12 protein-coding genes and 1 pseudogene are annotated in these 16,413 nt (G+C 62.4%); 3 read left to right on the top strand and 10 right to left on the bottom strand.

Annotation, left to right across the window (positions count from 1 at the left end; all coding sequences use genetic code 11):
* The 4 genes and pseudogenes from JDV76_RS08515 to JDV76_RS08500 all read right to left on the bottom strand — a co-directional run.
* Window positions 1-460, bottom strand: a pseudogene (locus tag JDV76_RS08515) (hypothetical protein); the annotation flags it as partial.
* Window positions 461-489: 29 nt separating this feature from the next.
* Window positions 490-1,191, bottom strand: coding sequence for a DUF3558 family protein (locus tag JDV76_RS08510; RefSeq protein ID WP_198736402.1), 702 nt, complete (start codon window positions 1,189-1,191; stop codon window positions 490-492).
* A 339-nt stretch (window positions 1,192-1,530) separates the two neighbouring features.
* On the bottom strand, window positions 1,531-3,138 hold the full coding sequence (gene brnQ, locus JDV76_RS08505) for a branched-chain amino acid transport system II carrier protein (protein WP_198736401.1): 1,608 nt from the start codon (window positions 3,136-3,138) through the stop codon (window positions 1,531-1,533).
* A 173-nt stretch (window positions 3,139-3,311) separates the two neighbouring features.
* Entirely contained in the window at window positions 3,312-4,439 is a 1,128-nt protein-coding gene (locus tag JDV76_RS08500) for a MalY/PatB family protein (protein WP_198736400.1), read from the bottom strand.
* A gap of 180 nt (window positions 4,440-4,619) precedes the next feature.
* Between JDV76_RS08500 and JDV76_RS08495 the strand changes: the two genes are divergently transcribed.
* The gene (locus tag JDV76_RS08495) at window positions 4,620-5,129 is read left to right on the top strand and encodes a hypothetical protein (RefSeq protein ID WP_232959174.1); all 510 of its coding nucleotides are present in this window, start codon (window positions 4,620-4,622) and stop codon (window positions 5,127-5,129) included.
* A 37-nt stretch (window positions 5,130-5,166) separates the two neighbouring features.
* Here JDV76_RS08495 and JDV76_RS08490 read toward each other — a convergent pair whose 3' ends face one another.
* On the bottom strand, window positions 5,167-6,045 hold the full coding sequence (locus JDV76_RS08490; RefSeq protein ID WP_232958986.1) for a phytoene/squalene synthase family protein: 879 nt from the start codon (window positions 6,043-6,045) through the stop codon (window positions 5,167-5,169).
* Complete coding sequence (locus tag JDV76_RS08485) at window positions 6,038-7,123, bottom strand: polyprenyl synthetase family protein (protein WP_198736399.1); 1,086 nt, start codon at window positions 7,121-7,123, stop codon at window positions 6,038-6,040. Before JDV76_RS08485 ends, JDV76_RS08490 begins: the two co-directional genes overlap by 8 nt.
* 47 nt (window positions 7,124-7,170) lie before the next feature.
* Here JDV76_RS08485 and idi point away from each other — a divergent pair, with 47 nt between their 5' ends.
* A complete protein-coding gene (idi, locus tag JDV76_RS08480) occupies window positions 7,171-7,728 on the top strand; it encodes an isopentenyl-diphosphate Delta-isomerase (protein ID WP_198736398.1) in 558 nt (185 codons plus the stop codon).
* Here the strand turns inward: idi and JDV76_RS08475 are convergent.
* From JDV76_RS08475 to JDV76_RS08465, 3 genes are read right to left on the bottom strand one after another with little or no spacing between them, the layout of a single operon-like run.
* Entirely contained in the window at window positions 7,721-8,983 is a 1,263-nt protein-coding gene (locus JDV76_RS08475) for a phosphotransferase (RefSeq protein WP_248140773.1), read from the bottom strand. The genes idi and JDV76_RS08475 overlap by 8 nt on opposite strands.
* A 10-nt stretch (window positions 8,984-8,993) precedes the next feature.
* Window positions 8,994-10,784, bottom strand: coding sequence for a maltose alpha-D-glucosyltransferase (gene treS, locus JDV76_RS08470; RefSeq protein ID WP_198736397.1), 1,791 nt, complete (start codon window positions 10,782-10,784; stop codon window positions 8,994-8,996).
* A gap of 45 nt (window positions 10,785-10,829) precedes the next feature.
* Window positions 10,830-12,215: a carboxylesterase family protein gene (locus tag JDV76_RS08465; RefSeq protein WP_198736396.1), complete on the bottom strand. Its 1,386-nt coding sequence runs from the start codon at window positions 12,213-12,215 to the stop codon at window positions 10,830-10,832.
* Between the two features lie 1,337 nt (window positions 12,216-13,552).
* On the opposite strand from JDV76_RS08465, the gene JDV76_RS08460 reads away from it, so the two are divergent.
* Window positions 13,553-13,843 carry a hypothetical protein gene (locus tag JDV76_RS08460; protein WP_198736395.1) on the top strand — a complete coding sequence of 97 codons (291 nt, stop codon included), beginning with the start codon at window positions 13,553-13,555 and terminating at the stop codon, window positions 13,841-13,843.
* 260 nt (window positions 13,844-14,103) lie between these two features.
* Here JDV76_RS08460 and malQ read toward each other — a convergent pair whose 3' ends face one another.
* Window positions 14,104-16,266: a 4-alpha-glucanotransferase gene (malQ, locus tag JDV76_RS08455; protein ID WP_376992946.1), complete on the bottom strand. Its 2,163-nt coding sequence runs from the start codon at window positions 16,264-16,266 to the stop codon at window positions 14,104-14,106.
* Between the last annotated feature and the right edge of the window lie 147 nt (window positions 16,267-16,413).

Raw genomic sequence — 16,413 nt, 5'->3', positions numbered from 1 at the left:
CGGTGTCGGTGGTGGAGAACATCGCGGCTAATCCGGCCAGTGTCTGACCACCGCCGGTGATGTGTGGGGGTGTGAAGGTAAAAGGCCGGTAGTCCGGGTGTGGTCGGTCGGGAAAAGGCAGTGCCTCTGGGGTTACCTCTGGCCCGGGTGTGCCGGTGATCAGTTGGATACGGGTCACCCCGTCAATGGTTTCTAGGGCACGGACCGTGGAATGCAATGCCTCGGCCAGCCATTGGGCCTGTCTACGACACACACCGAGAACGTCTTCTGCAGAGCCTGCACCGCCGGCCAGTACCCGCGCGTGCTGGCCACCGAGATCCGCCAAACCAGGAGCCGAAGAATATGTAGAGATGCCCAGGTCGAGAGCAATGGATTTTCGGAGAAAAATTATCGCTTTTCTTTGCGCTGTTAAAGACCGTACGAGCGATTCCATTTTTTCGCTGTCAAACTCAACTGTCATGAAACACCTCCGGTTTATTGGAAGAGCACCTAGTATCCAAGCCATTGAAAACCATTTGTTATCTGATAAAACTCATCAAAATATCGCAGGGCTTCAGCACAAAACTCATCTTGCGCCCAAGGCATTTCCCCAGTGATGCCTACACCCAGCCTCCCCCTCAACGTATGAGCGCCGATACTGCAGTTATCTTCTCGGTTTGGTGCATATGTATAGAAGTATGCGTTGGGCACTATGGACTCAGGCGCGTCTCTGATAAAAAAACCATTCCGCTTCAAGTGTTCTTTACTGACCGTGTCAGAGTCCACCCCCACGAGAGCTACGCCTTCGTATTTGTCAATAAACCCGAAATTACAGGATATTCCTTTTCCCAGGAGCTCATCATCTAGTCCAATGGTCTCTCGTTGAGGATCACCGACGAGCCCCACCTCTCGAAAAACCTCCTCGGGTAGCTCTAGGCAGGGGTCGGGGAGGTGTTTTCCGGCGTCGACTGGATCGAAGACGATGGGACTGCCGTCGGCGTTGGCGGTTGCCGAAGAACGTTCTTCGGCAGGGGTTTGCTCGCTGGACTGTTCGATCGGTGTGGCAGTCGATGATTCGCTCTGTCCCTCAGTGGGCTGCGGCGGTGGCGACTGGCAGGCGGCCAGGATCATCGTGACACTGACCATGAGTGCGGTGAGGAGCGTGGTTCGGGACAAGGGAGACCTGGCTTTCTCGAGGGTCGGTGACGCCATGACCGGATTTGGTGGGTTTCATCATGGTGAGACTCTCTGGAACTCAGGCAGGTTCCCCGATAGAGGAAATTCGTGGAAAAAGGTTCGTCGGGGCTGAAAACCAGTGTGCGAAATCCGTTGGCTCTGTCAGCTGGATTGGTCCGGTTGCCGCGGTCAGAGCGCCGTTGTGTGACTGGTGATGACCGCTGTCTTGGGTATCAACTCATGGGGCTCTTGAGTCTGGGGGAGTCGGACGGCATCCGGTGATACGCAGCTACGCCCGGCACCTGGGTGCCGGGCGTAGCTGCTCAGGGGAAGAGAACCGAAGCGTGGTGTCTATGGTCCTATTCGGGTTTCACATCAGTTGTCGGTCGCGCGGCGGAGATCCGCAGCATGCTGTTCAGCGAGTTCCTTTGCTTCGTCGAGTGCCTCCAGCCGGGCCGTGGCTTCGGTGCGTTCGCGCTCGATGGCGTCTATGCGGTGGTCGAAAGCCTCGAGAGCTACCTCTGAATCGGATGACGGACCCTCCGCGAAGCCTCCGTGTTCGTGTGTGACCACAGCCTCTTCAAGAGCCTCTGAATCGCGGTGGCCGCTACGCAGTTCGGCCTCAATCTGGTGTTCACCACCGACAGGTACGGCGCGGACAGGGCGCACGATGAGATCTGCCACGTAACCGAGTCCGGCCGCGATGAGTGTCGGTACTACCCAGCCGAGCTGTTGAGAGTGCATCGGTGACCAGTCGATTAGGGAACGGGTGGCAGATGCGCCCCAACCGAGGGAACTGATGGTCATAAGTGCGGCCCAGATCACCGCGACCGCCAGAGAGAAGAGGAAGGCGTAATGGAGTTTACGGCGGAAGATCGGTTCGATGAGTGTCAGGACTACGAGGGTGATCGCCGCGGGGTACAGGAAACCAATGATTGGTGCCGCGATAGCGAGCACCGTTTCGAGTCCCAGGGTTGACACCGCGAGGGAGATCGCCGCGAAGATGATCGCCCAGAATCGGTAGGAGATGCCGGGCATGATTCGGTGGAAGAATTCGCTCGTCGCACCGATGAGTCCTGCGGCGGTGGACAGGCACGCTAGGAGAACGATCAGCCCGAAGACGACCATACCTGCGAAACCCATCGTGGATTCCGCGGCATGGGCGAGGAGAGTTGCGCCGTCGCCGTAGCTGCGGGCGTCCGGAACCCGTTGGCCGACGACCCCCAACCCCACGTAGATGACACCGAGAAGTGCACCGGCGCCGATGGCTGCGGTCCCGACACCGCGGACGAGTTTCGGGCCACTCGGTACCCCCTTGTAGCGTAGGGAGGAAACGACCATGATCCCGAATGCGAGTGCAGCGAGAGAGTCCATTGTCAGGTAGCCCTCGATGAGCCCCGCAGACAGTGGGTGACCGCTATATTTCTCGGTCGCGGGTCCCGGATTGCTCCGGAGCGTGAGAACAGAGAGGACGACGAGGACGAGGAGGAGGGTGAGCAGGATCGGGGTGAGGTATTTACCGAGTTTGTCCACCAGTCCCGTCGGGTCGAATGCCAGTGCTAGGGAGAGCGTGAAGAAGATCGCGGAGAACGCCGCTGCCGCGGCAGTTGAATCGAGGCCGGTGAGAGGTGTGAAGGCCGTTGAGAAGCTGACGACTGCGGTACGGGGCAGTGCATAGAACGCACCGATCGCCAGGTACACCAGGATCGGGAAGATCAGCCCGAAGATCTTCCCGCCGCGCTGCGCAAGATCGTAGATGTCGTTGCCGGTGATTGCGACGGCGATGACGCTGAGCACCGGAAGGAGCACCCCGGCGGCGAGGAAGCCAATGATGGCGAGTGGGAAACCTGTGCCGGCTTCTACACCGAGCATGGGCGGGAAAATGAGGTTCCCGGCTCCGAAGAACATCGAGAACAGCATCAGAGTCGCCACTGCGATGGTGCCGTTGGCGTTTGCCGAACGGTTGGATGCTGGTGTGGTCATTGCTACCTTTCACACAAGTGCACCGGGCCGAGATACTGGGTGCGCGGAAACGGTGGATGTCCACCCGGAAGTGAACAGAATCACCCGGGCGTTCCTCGTGCAAAAAACACTACTGGGTGTTCCCGGTCAGACCGTAGCCGGTACTGGCTCCTGGGTGGGCGCAGTGGTGAAGATCACGCCTGTGCGCAGGCATCCGCCATCCGGTTAACGGCTTCAGTGAGTGTCGCGCGGGAAGAAGCGAAGTTTAGCCGGGCATGGCCGGAACCTCCGGGGCCGAAGGTGGTTCCGTCGTTGAGTGCGACTCCGGCATGTTTGAGCAACCATGGGGCGGGTTCTCCGGGGACGGCGGTGTCCCGGAAATCGAGCCACATCAAGTAGGTCGCTTCCGGCACCGTCGTCCTGAGGCCCGGGATCCGTGCCGGGAGCTCGTCAGCGAGCCAGTCACGGTTCGACCGCAGGTACTCGAGTTCTTTGGTCAGGAAGGATTGGTCCGCGAGGTAGCAGGCTTCACTCGCCACGAGGCCAAGGGTCGAGTACCCGCCACGCAGCAGATGGTTTAATCCGTACCAGATGGTGATGTCGTCCGGATTGGTGAAGATGAGCTGCGCGCACTTCAGTCCGGCGACGTTCCACGCCTTGGACGCGGCGGTCACCGTGATACAGGTCGCCGCCGCGGTCTCACTGACCGTGGCGGCCATTGTGTGGAGGCGGTCGTAGACGAGATGCGAGTGGATTTCGTCGACGATGATCCGCCCGCCGTGTCGCGCCGCGATATCCGCCAGCACTCGGAGGAAATCAGCGTCAAAAGTGTAGCCCAGGGGATTGTTCGGGCTGCAGAGCAACAGTGATCCCGCTCCAGCCGCGAATGCCTGCTCGATCTCGTCCGCGTCCAGTCCGCCCTCGGCGCTGACGTACAGGGCTTCACGGTCTGTAATCAGGGGAAGATCCAGGAACGGTGGGTAGCACGGAACCGGAATGATGACCGGGGATCCGGGACGGGTGAAGTGGGTGATCGCCAGTTCCAGGCCCCGGACAACGTCGGGGATTGCGAAGATCCCGTCCGGGTTGAGGTTCACGGCGTACCGGGAGCGGTAGAACGAGACCATCGCGGAGCGAAGTGCCGAGGGCTCCGGCGGATAACCGAATGCTTCCCGTTGGACGGCGTCGGCTATCGCCTGCTTCACTTCGGGGCAGGTCCCGAAATCGGATTCCGCGATCCAGAGCGGGAGAACATCATCCGGGTGATGGGTCCACTTCTGCGTGCCACGTTCGCGGAGCTGATCCAGAGAAGGAAAATGCATGACATCGAATCTAGTCCCGGAACGGTCGCGGGGCCGAAGGCCCCGGGTATGCCCTGGGATACTAGGATGAGTGTGCATGCGACCGCCGGAGCCCGGTGGAACGACGAAAAACCCGCGGAAGGTGTGGTGCAAGAAGTGATTATTAGGATCCGGTCTACCGCCCGAATAATTGCGGTGACTATGGCCACGGTGATTCTTGTCGCCTGTTCAGGTGACAGCACCGATGCACCCGCCCCCGAGTCGGAGTCCGCCAGTTCCGCTCCTGGTGTGGATGAGACAACTTCGTTCACCCCGAAGCAGGTCGAACCGGTCATTGTCGACGAGAACCTCGCCAAACCGGCCCATGACCCGGGGTTGAACGTGGACTGGCAGATCATGTCGGTGAACTACGGCAACTACGGTGGTTCCGTCATTCACGTTCTTGTCACGAATCGCAACGATGTGCCGCTTCCCGCGGATGCCTTCGCGCCACCTACGTTGGCGATCTCCGACTACTCCGGGAAAGTCACCGAGATCCAGCGAATGACCAAGGACGAGTACCCGGGACTCGTCTCCGCGCTGGATCTCCCGCTCGGCCCCGGTGCCTCGACGAATTTGGCCTATGCGTTCCAGACCTCTTATGGATCGCTGTACAACGCCGAATTCAAGATCGGTAACGTCATCTTCAAGGGATCCCTACCGCGCAGCTGAGTCTGCTCAGCGCCGTGCGAAAGTTCGGAAGGTCGCTTCAGGGGCGCATGCGCGCGGCTATGATCAGCGCCCGTATCGGGATCCCCGCCTTGACTCGGGTAGGAACGGATACGCGGGATCGCATAATCTCGGTCGCCGGAGTGGCCGCCAGCCGGTCGGTCAGTTCCCCGTAGAGCAGGACAGCTGTGATCACCCCGGCCCGTACCCGGACCGGGAGTAGCGGAACCGTCTCCAGCGCCGCATTGAGGTCGGCACGGACATCGGCAATGACTTCGTCCCGCTGCCGGTCCGTCAACGGGACGCCGTCACCGAGGTAGCTGCGGCCCAGTTCCGCGGTGTCCTCGTGGAGGTCCCGCAGGAAATTGACCTTCTGGAATGCGGATCCTAGCCGACGAGCCCCCGTTGTGCACCGGGCCAGCTCTTCCTCCCGAAAACCGCGGTCGGCAGTGAAAATGCTCAGGCACATGAGCCCGATGACCTCGGCGGAACCGTAGATGTAGGTGCTGAGCTCGGCGTCGTCATAGACCGCAGAACAAGATAGATCGCGGCGCATGGAGGAAAAGAACGCTGTCATATGGTCCGGTGACATATGCGTCCGTCGGGCCGTACCGGCGAAGGCGTGGATCGCCGGGTTGGTGGAGAACCCGGTATCTACGGCGTGAATCACTGCGCGTTCGAAAGCGTCGAGTTCTTCGCGTACCCGGGTGTCGCTCAGACCGGCGTCGGACGCGGTCCCGTCAACGATCTCGTCGGCGATGCGCACGACTGCGTAGAGATTCCTGATGTCCGTCCGAGTGCGTTCGTCGAGAAGTCTGGTGGCCAGTGAGAAAGATGTGGAGTAGGTTTCCATGACCCGTGCTGCGGCACGTATCGACATGACGTCGTAGTCCGCCATCGAGGTGCGACGCTCAGACATGAAGGCTTTCCTCAATACTGTCGAGAACCGCGACGAATGCCTCCCGTGCGTCCGCGGAGGGCAGTGCTCCGGAGTCATCGAGGATCTTCCGTGCGCTGTCGAGGTCATTCCGTGCCTGGGCGATCACCTCGTCCACCGCGCCACAGGAACGCAGCAATTCCCGCACGCGTTTCAGTTGCGAGGGGTCGCCGCTCGCGAGGATCTCATCAATTTCAGGACGGACGGTGGTCTCCCTCGCTGCGGTCAGGAGAGGGGTGGCCCGGCCCAGAGCCAGATCACCCGCGGTGCTTTTCCCGGTCCGTGAACTCGGTGAGAACACGGACTGGAGATCGTTGGCGAGCTGGAAAGCGGTTCCGGTGTGGTTCCCCATCTCCCGCAGCGCTCCGGTGTGGCTGTCTCTCCCAGCAAGGAGCGCGCCTGCGATGAGCGGGGCATCGAAGGAATAGGGGGACGTCTTCAGGTAGCTCGCCGTGCGTACGGCGTTGGCGTCTGTCTCGATCCCGGGAAGGGAGTAGTGGAGGTCCAGGAACTCTCCCATCATCGACAACCCGGCGGCGTCAGTGAGGAGTCTGATCAGTTCTATGGTCGTCGAGTCACTGGCACCGGAGTCGGCGATCAAACGAATCGCGCCGGTGAGTGCCGCCGTTCCGGACAACACGGCGACGGACTGACCGTAGTGCACCGCGTCAGCAGAACCGGTGGGCCCGTCGATGCCGTAGTTGGTTGCCGCCCGCGCAATCGCAGCCGCGTGCACCGTCGGGCGTCCGCGGCGCGTTTCGTCGGCGTCAAAGACATCGTCGAGTATGAGGAAGGAGCCGTGCAGGAGATCGAAGGCTGCGGACACCGCGGTGTCACAGTGCGGGATAGGGCCGCGGGGCCGGTCCGCGGCGATGTGGACCAATAGGGATCGGAGGTGTTTCCCTCCGGTGCAGATCTCTCTTGCATCTCGGATTGGGGCAGCAGCGTGGCTGTCCGTCTCTACGAGGAGATCGGACATCTCGGCGAACCTGGTGTGGAGATAATCGACGGACCGCTCACTGCGTTCCCGGAACATTGGAACGGTGGTTGGGAGAGTCATATATCCCATTGTGTCATGTGGCCGGTACCTGCGGCTAAGCTAGTCGCATGAGCAACGGACGTGAACTTGTGGTTTTGGCCGATGAGGTGGGCAATCCGACCGGAACCGCGCCCAAGGCCACGGTGCACTCCACCGAAACACCGCTCCACCTCGCTTTTTCCTGCTATCTGATCGGCGGTGCGGGCGAGGTCCTGCTCACCCGGCGTGCACTCGGGAAGAAGACGTGGCCTGGGGTATGGACCAACACCATGTGCGGGCACCCGGGGCCAGACGAGGACACCGTTGATGCGCTGCTACGGCGCGGTACCCAGGAACTCGGCCTGAAGCCGGAGGATCTCACCGATGTGACCTGCGTACTCCCTGATTTCCGGTACCGGGCAGTCGACTCCTCGGGGATCGTCGAGTACGAGATTTGCCCCGTGTACACGGCATTCCTCGCCCCGGGAGCGCGAATTGATCCGCTTCCCGACGAGGTTGACCAGACGGCGTGGATCGCGCCGGGCAGGCTCGTCGACGCCGTCGCCAGCGCGCCGTTCGCGTTCAGCCCCTGGATGGGGGAGCAGCTCGCGCATACCGAACTGCGGAGGGCGCTGGGGGTCAGCTGACCCCGGTCAACCGTTTGACCGCCGCGAGGGGGATTCCCAGCCAGTCGGGCCGGTTGTTGGCCTCGTACGCGACCTCGTAGAGCGCCTTGTCCAGGCGGTAAGCCTCCAACAGGGGGGTGTTCTCGGTGCCGTAGCCCTCGAGAAACGCGTTGACGCAGTCGCGCGCCCACGCCGCCGGATACTCCGGCCCAGGAACTGTGGAGTCGCTCTGCGAGTGGAAGTGTGCGGCGTAGTCGAAGGACCGGATGACCCCCGCCAGGTCTTTGAGTGGACTGTCGGGCTGGCGCCGCTCCTCAAGTGGGCGGGCAGGTTCGCCCTCGAAGTCGATGAGCAACCAGCCGGAATCGGTGCGCAGCACCTGGCCGAGGTGCAGATCCCCGTGAACCCGCTGCACCGGGGTCGTCGACGTCGCGTCGAGTCCGTGGTATATGGCATGCGCCGCTTCCTGGTAGACACCGATGACCGGGACGTCGCAGGCGAGCTCGGTGAGTCGTCCGGTGAGGTGGTCCCGGACCTCGTCGATGCCCGTTGCTCCGGTGTCGAAAGCGGAGGCGAGATCGCTGTGGACCCGTCGAACCGCGCGGCCCAGGCCCCTGGCCTCGTCGGCGAAGGACCGGCCTTCGGCGGCATATTCGAGGGCGAGCTCCCAGCCGTCCCTGGCGCCTCGGGCGAAGTCCTGGACCATCGCGGTGGTGAATTCCCAACCGTCGACGTCAACGGTGACCCAGCCACGCAGGGTGGCGATGTTCGGGCATCCGACGCGGGACAGCCCGGCGAGCAGCTCAACATCGGGATTGGCGCCCGGTTGGAGTTTCCGGAAGTACTTGACCATCAGGCTGTCCACCGTGCCGTCACCGAACACCAGCGAGGTATTGGACTGTTCCCCCGAGATCCGGCGACCCCGAAGCCCGGCGGGCATGACTTCACCGGCCAGCTCACCCGGTTCCTTCGTTCCGTCGGCCCCGCCGTCGGTGTCACCGCCCACGACGTGGAGCGTGCCGCCGCCAGCCGGACGCCCCTCGGCGATGGCCCGACCGAGTGCAGTGGCGACTTCCGGGGCTCCCAGTACATCGGGCAGGGTCTCATCGGAGTCGTCGACGAGCATCTGGTATAGACCGTCCGGGGTTCGCGCCACCAGCCACCGCCCACCGGCGGCTTCCGTGGCAGCGACGACCTCGACGGTATCGATCGGGTGCGATTTCGCACCGTAGTAGCGGCTAGTGGACAGGGTGGCGGCCAGTGCAGCGGGGTTCACGTCGGGGCTCCTACTTGTTGTTCCGGTTGGACAGGTCGAACCAGAAGAAACCGTGGGGGGCGAGCGTGACCACCCAATCCCGGTCCGTCTCAACTGCGGGGAAACTCTCTCCACCGGTGAGTTCCACCGGCACGGCGCCGGCGAACTCGGACAGATCCAGGGAAACGGCTTGCGGTCGGTTGGACAGGTTGTTCACACACAGGATGACATCATCGCCATTCTCCCGCAGATAGCTGAGCACCGCCTCGTTGGCGGAGTCGACCTCACGGTAGCTTCCGATCCCGAAGGCGGCGTGCTGCTTCCGGCAGTTGATCAGACGGCGGTTCCACTGCAGCAGGGAGTTCTCCTGCGACAGCTGGCTTTCGACGTTGACAGCGGAGTATCCGTACTGCGCGTTCTGGATCGCCGGCAGGTAGAGCCGTTCCGGTGCTGCGGTGGAGAACCCGCCGTTGCGGTCATCGGACCACTGCATTGGGGTACGGACCCCGTCGCGGTCGCCGAGCCAGATGTTGTCACCCATACCGATCTCGTCGCCGTAGTAGAGGACCGGGGAACCCGGCAGGCTGAGCAGCATGCCGGTCAGCAGCTCCAGCTGGTTGCGGTCCCCGTCGAGGAGCGGGGCCAGGCGGCGCCGGATACCGACGTTCGCGCGCATCCGGGGATCCTTCGCGAACTCCGCGTACATGTAGTCGCGCTCATCGTCGGTGACCATCTCGAGCGTCAGCTCGTCGTGGTTGCGCAGGAAGATACCCCACTGCGCGGTGTCCGGGATGTCCGGGGTCGCGGCGAGGATGTCACTGATCGGGGTGCGGGACTCCTGGCGCACCGACATGAAGATTCGGGGCATGAGTGGGAAGTGGAACGCCATGTGGCACTCGTCGCCGGCGTTCTTCTCGCCGAAGTACTCAACGACGTCCTCCGGCCACTGGTTTGCCTCCGCGAGCAGCACCCTACCGGGGTACTCCTGCTCCACGAGTGCGCGGCACCGCTTGAGAAAATCGTGCGTCTCGGGGAGATTCTCGCAGTTCGTACCCTCCCGCTCGTAGAGGTACGGCACCGCATCCAGGCGGAAGCCATCCAGTCCGAGGTCCAGCCAGAACCGGAGCACGTCGAGCATCGCCTCGCACACCTCCGGATTGTCGTAGTTCAGATCCGGCTGGTGGCTGAAGAAACGGTGCCAGTAGTACTGGCCGCGTTCCGCGTCCCACGTCCAGTTGGAGGTCTCCGTGTCGATGAAGATGATCCGTGTGTCGGAGTACTTCTTGTCGGAGTCGCTCCACACGTAGAAGTCACCGTAGGGGCCGTCCGGATCGCGCTTCGATTCGACGAACCAGGGGTGCTGATCGCTGGTGTGGTTGAGCACCAGGTCCGTGATCACGCGGATACCGCGTCGGTGCGCCTGGTCGATGAGTTCGACGAAGTCGTCGACAGTACCGAACTCGGGGAGGACCTCACGGAAGTTGCGGATATCGTAGCCGCCGTCCCGCAGCGGGGAGTCGTAGAACGGCGGTAGCCAGAGGCAGTCCACACCGAGCCACTCGAGGTAGTCCAGTTTCTCCGTCAGTCCTTTGAGATCGCCGGAGCCGGTGTTTGTCGAGTCGTTGAACGCTCGGACCAGGACCTCGTAGAACACGGCCTGTTTGTACCACTCGGGTTCGGGTCGTTCATTCGGGGCGTCGCCCGGCGCCGGGGTCGGCGTATCGAAGTCATCGGAGGTCGGTTCGACGACGTGACCCTCCGCGTCGATCTTCGGCTCGGGTGCCTCTTCGGTCGTGTGCAGTTTCAGGGGATCGTCAGCCATGCCCACCAGATTAGAAAATCCGGTTCCTTCCGTGCAGAACCGGGGTCAGGGAAAGGCGCGACGGACGTACCCGAGAGGGTCCCGGGTGGAATCTATGGCCCCGGTGGTGATGTCGAGTGTCCGGCTGTATCGCTCGCCGTCGGTGTCGAACTCCCGCCACTCTGGGCGTTCGCCGCGGGCGAACGCCTGGACCATACAGTGCACCCTGTCCGCCACCGGTTGCAGGCGTTCGGCTGCACCGGCGCCCAGAAGGGCGTCGATCCGCGCAGGCAGTGTACCCAGGCAGTCGAACACCAGCGGAAGTTCGGCGCAGTGCAACGCCGGCTGGTTACCGTCGCCGGTGAACTGCAGCATCCACAGTGGCCCCGGTGCGGTCTCCGCGATGGAACTCACCCAGCGTCGGATCGTCGAATCGCCGATCATCCGGCCCGCGACGCGATCCGGGTCAATTGTCCGGCAGGCGTCGATGTACGCGCCGGGGTCGATCGTCGCCCCCAGGTTCCGGGCGAACATCCTGGCGAACCTCGCCCCCACACCCCGGGCGTCACACCAGGCGCCGATGGGCTCGAGATAGAACTCGTCGGCGGTGTGTGTCAGCAGGATGGGGACATCGACCAGCTGTGACCCGTCGAACGGGTTCGGCCCCACCGCGGAATCCGTGATGTAGCGGGCGCGGTAGCGGCGGTAGAGGGCGTCCCGCCGTTTCGGGGACAGGGACGTCAGTTTCTCCCGGGTTGAGGAACCGCCGAGGAAGGGCAGGGCGCGGCGGCGCCGGTCGAAGGACTGGCGCGGGTACCCGGGGGAGAGCGCGACGATCCGGCGGAAGGCGCCCCGGTAGTGGTCCCTGCGGGCCAACCACACGGCCATGCCGCCACCCGCGGACTGGCCCATCAACGTCACATTCGTTGGGTCGCCGCCGAAGGACTCGATGTTCCGCTGAATCCACTCCAGCGCCATGACGGCGTCATCGGTGCCCCGGTAGTGCGCCGGGTCCTCGTCATCGAAATGCGCGAACCCCTCGAACGCCATCCGGTACCCGATGGAGACAAACACCACCTCGTCCCGGGCGAAGGCCTGACCGCCGTACCAGGATCCGTCATGGTGCCCCGACTCGTAGCGTCCGCCGTGGAGGAAGGCGATCACGGGCAGATCCGGTGGCAGCGCACCGCCGTCCGCGGCGGCCCGGACGGCGGAAACCGGTGCGCTGACCGTGAGCCCCACCTGGCGTGCCTTCGGGACAGTCGCATCGACGGTGACTCGTTCCCGCAACGGTTCCGCGGCGGCGAAGGGGGACGGGATGTGCGAGTAGGGCAGTGAATAAAAAGTGACGGTGTCCCCGCCCCGCTGCCGTCCCGTACCTGAAGGGGAGGTGATCACGCCGGTGGCGACCGCATCAGGGGTCTGGATCTGCAGGGTCGGGGAGGAAACCATGATTCTCAGGCTAGCAACCACCGTGTGCCGGGTGGAGATACCTGCAGTTGATTGCTCGGGTGCCAGCGGAGTCGCGTGGACGCACCGCACGGACGGTGGCCGGCGATTGCGGTTTGGACATCACACTTTCATTCGTGTTCGGTGCAGAACCTGGCGCGGTACAGCTACTCGGAATCAACCTCAAAAATAGATGGTGACCTTCTAGAGGCTTCCGGAAGGTTGGTGGTGATAGCGGGTAGTAAACCCATCGCGGTGTCATGGTGCGCGAAAAGTAGCTAAAAAGTATGTGCCGGATCGTTGATATTTCGAGGATCCGGCACATCTTGAGATAAGTGTGTTTTCGGCGGGAGGGTGGTTCTTCAAAGCCAATTAAGGCAAACTTCTGGCTTACCTCCACCAGTCACAAAAGTAATCTCAATTAATTGACATAGTGGGTTTACATGTCGTGTCCGCAGTAGGGGCACCGATACTTATTGCTTGTGTCTCCTGCTTTCTTGTAGGCAGTGTGGCCTTTGCTACAGGTTGCGGCGACATTGTAGTTTCCCCTGGGGGTCTTCTCGGCTTCGACTCTGAACATGGTTTCTTTTCCCTTTCTGTGGCACTTTCGGCGTGCGCCGCCCATTTTTTCTCTTTTGGGACGAGTAATCGCACAACCTGATCGAACTGATTTCGAATAGTTCTGACGGATTCTCTACTTTGAATTTTACAGATTGCAGGTTTTCGGTCAACAGTCAATCTCATTGGTTCTAGGGTTTAAAGCCGATATATATTGAAAGTGAAACCCAATAGTTCTACCCCTTCAGCCTTCGGAAAGATTGTCTGGATGTGGTAAATGAAACAAATGTTCAATATATCAGAATGTGCTGGGTGCGGCAAAAGGAAATCCGGTGCGAGTTCTCCGCTCGGTTACTCTCTGCCTATCCTGCACATTCAGGCCTTGACTGCACCAACTAGAGCGGATGGCCGCGATCTCTGTGTCTGGCTTCCGACTCTGCCTAGTAGGCCAAGGGGCTGCACGTCCGAAAAGGTACGGGTGCCGCTTCGTGAACGGTATACGTGGTCACGAGACCGTTCATCTGAGTCGAGTCAGCCACCGGAACCGTGATCCGGAAAATGATTCCCTGTGGGTGTGTCCTAACATGATGGTGAATCGTGTACCGGGTTCCCATCCGGATATCTCACCGTATCTGGCGGTGAAGGAAGCAACACCCCATGCTTAAGGAAGCCTGCATCGGCCCTGATTTTCTGACGATCTACCGTGAGTTGGACCTATGCGTTGCCTGATTTATTTCGAGAGAAGGCTGTGGTCTTCGGACATTGACTAGACTCGCGGCATCATGAATATTTCCATGGCCGTCACCGCGGTACTCGACTGGATCGGGCAGTGGCTCACCGGTGCACCGTTGTGGATTCAGACACCCCTGGTGATGGTCGCCGTTCTGCTGATCTGCGTGCCGTTGGCTGCGATGCTGCTCAAGGTCATCAACACCGCAGGCAACATGTATGAGCGTGTGACGGGGCGCGGTGATGGTGTGGCAGTGTCCCGGATGGTCCTGCGCTCGCAGGCCGAAGGCCCCGGCGGAGTGCGGATCGTATCCATCTCCGACCCGGTGGTTCCGGGGGACTAGACTGGTCCTCGGCAGCACCGCCTCACTGGCGGAGATGATGTGTTGAAGAGAAAGCAGTGGCTGAGAACCGGTATGAGTAACCAGGCACCTAAGAAGAAGCGCAACTACGGCCGTTCCCGGGTGAAGCTGGCCCTGGTGGCGCTCCTCCTGCTCGTGATCATCGGCTGGCTGGTCACGCTCATCTAGCCGTTCGTGGCACGAAGAAGTAGAGGATCGGGCGCACGGATGTTTCTGCGCGCGGAGATCCTCTACTTCCTTGTTCAGCGCTTGGACGCCTCGGCCACGGCCCGGAACCACGGGTTCTCGGGGAGATCCTCGATCAAAACGACCTCTCCGGACCCGTCACAGAGGGGTACACACCAGTTCGGGTACAAGTCGTGGGTCGTACCCGGCTGATTCTGCGCGCGGACGTCCCCGACCATGTCGACCAGTGAGGTGCATACGAGCGCCGATGGGGTACCCGCGATGTACCGGTGCATACCGACGAGCAGTTCCCGGATCGGACCCCGGTCGCCGCGGACGGCGCCGTGGAAGCTGCGGCCCTCGACGGCGGTTCCGGCGAAGCAGCCGTGCTCCTGGATCCGGGCAAGTACCTCGTTCTGCCATGCGAGATCCCCACGGTCCTCATCCACCGGGTCCGTGGAGAACAGTCCGAGCCGTTCGCGGAGCTGGATGTGTTCGCCGCGGAGCATCCCTGCGGTTGGGGGGAGATCGTGGGTGGTGACCGAGGTCAGTGCGAGTTCGCGGTAGCGGTCCTGCCTACGGGGGCCGGAGATCTCGGGATCGTGCTCGAACCACAGGATTGAGGTCCCCATGATCCCGCGGCTCGCCAGAACCTCCTGTACCCACGGTTCGAAGGTTCCCAGATCCTCGCCGATCACGACCGCACCGGCGCGCTCGGCCTCGAGGGCGAGGATGCCGACGAGGGCCGAGTAATCGTAGTGGACGTAGGTGCCAGTCGTCGGCGGTTGCATGCGCGGGATCCACCAGAGGCGGAACAGTCCGAGGACGTGATCGACCCGGATTCCCCCGGAGTGTCGGAGGACGGTGCGGAGCATGTCCCGCCAGGGGGCGTAGCCGCACTCGGCGAGCCGCTCGGGGTGCCACGGCGGCTGCGACCAGTCCTGACCCTGCTGGTTGTAGTCGTCCGGTGGGGCGCCGACCGAGGCCGCCTGAACGAGGACACCGGAGAGATTCTCAGCGTCGGCACCGCCGGGATGCACGCCGACGGCGAGGTCGGCCATCACACCGATGGACATGCCTGCGTCGGTGGCGGCTTTCTGTGCGGATTCGAGCTGGTCGTCGCAGATCCACTGCAGCCAACGGTAGAAGCCGGCCGCCTCTTCGACGGTGCGTCCATCTGCGGCGTCGACCCCGGGAACGGTGCCGCCTGCGGCGAGCACCTCAAGTTCGCGGCGTGCGCACCACCTGGCGAAGTCGTCGAGGCCCTGGCCCTCCTTCTCCAGATAGGCGGTGAATGCCTCGGCTCGTGATGGGATCATCGGCAGCTCGTAGATCTCCCGCAGTACCGAGAGCTTCGCTGTGTAGATCGGGTTGCGGCTGATCTCATCCGGAGAGGTGTTGTCGGCCTTGAACGTCGCCGCGATGTCCTCGATCCGGACGCGGTCGGCGGGGGAGAGGAGTTCGTATTCCGCGATGTCCTCGACCCGGATGTACAGCGGATTGGTGAACCGGCGCGTCGTCGGCAGGTAGGGGGAGTCCTCCACTGGGGGAAACGGTTCAGCCGCGTGGAGGGGGTTGATGAGGAGGAAATCGGCGTCCGCGTTCTTCGCCAGTGATTGTCCGAGATCGCGGAGGTCACCGAAGTCGCCGATGCCCCAGCTGTCCCGTGATCTCGTGGAGTAGAGCTGTGCCATGACGCCGGAGACCGGAGTGCGTAGGTACCGGTCGGAGGTGCTGAGTCGGGCGGGTGTGACGATGAGCTGGCAGGAGCCGCTGACTCCGCCGGTAGATTCCATGGACAGCGTGTGCCAGCCGAGAGGGAGATCAGTGGGGACGGCGAAGCTGGCTTCGCCCCAGGTGATCCCGTCGATGGTGCGGGCCTCGACGAAGTTGTCGACCTGCTGCGGGGAGACGGTTTCTCCGTCTTCGAGGGTGATGGTCACGGTGACCGGTTCCCCGTCGTGGACGTGGACGATGAACTCGCGGGGCTGTCCCGCAATGGTGACGACGCAGGGCGGCAGTGGGCGGGTGAACCGCGAGTCCAGGTGGGCCTGGCGTGCGGCGGCCAGGGAATCGGAGGTCGGCTCGTCCTCGCCGCGGAGGATATCCACCCCGAGTGCGGTGAGGGTCTTTGTCAGGGTATCTTCCGATACCTCGACCAGTTCCCCCGTGGAGGTGTGGTAGCTGGTCGCCACCCCGTAGAGGTCTGCCAGGGACTTCAGCTCATTGATATAGGTCACGGGCAACCATCTTGCCATCCTGCCGTATCCGAACGCACCCCTCACCCCGTCAAGGGACTCGCCCGAAACGGAGGCAACCGCTCAGTACCGGGGGACGAGGGGTAAATTTGGCGGGAAGACAATCGAGCGATGGCGGTTCCCGTCCAC

The sequence above is a fragment of the Corynebacterium marambiense genome, assembly GCF_016342275.1.
Taxonomy (GTDB): Bacteria; Actinomycetota; Actinomycetes; order Mycobacteriales; family Mycobacteriaceae; genus Corynebacterium; species Corynebacterium marambiense.
This window is presented reverse-complemented; position numbering and strand designations above follow the sequence as displayed.